Source organism: Halocynthiibacter sp. C4, from assembly GCF_028823805.1.
In the GTDB taxonomy this organism is placed as follows: domain Bacteria; phylum Pseudomonadota; class Alphaproteobacteria; order Rhodobacterales; family Rhodobacteraceae; genus Falsihalocynthiibacter; species Falsihalocynthiibacter halioticoli.
Genome location: NZ_JAPEIE010000024.1, coordinates 1 through 270, shown reverse-complemented (window position 1 = coordinate 270; position 270 = coordinate 1). Strand labels below are relative to the sequence as shown.

The window sequence follows — 270 nt, the reverse complement described above, 5'->3', positions numbered from 1 at the left end:
AGAGGAACCGACGATCAGATAGCTCCCGCTTCATCTTTCCCCGGCCGCACGGTCTCGACTTGCAGGGAGCCTTCGGGCAGCGGTCGCAGCAAGTCCTTCTCTGGACGCGTCAGATAGATCCAGTGCGCCCAATCCGTTGGTCGTAGCACCACGACCTGTCGATCATGAAAGAGCTCGACGTCCGGCGCCGGCGATGTCGTCAACATGGTGAAGGCAGGCGCCTCATTGCCCTTCCCCTCGCGCCAAATGCCGGCAATTGCCATGAAAGCC

1 protein-coding gene is annotated in these 270 nt (G+C 61.1%); it reads right to left on the bottom strand.

The genetic code is table 11. The annotated features are described in order from the left end of the window. Window positions 1–14: 14 nt before the first annotated feature. Window positions 15–270, bottom strand: a 256-nt coding sequence (locus OU789_RS16875) for an SOS response-associated peptidase family protein (RefSeq protein ID WP_274656959.1), incomplete at its 5' end; no start/stop codon positions are given.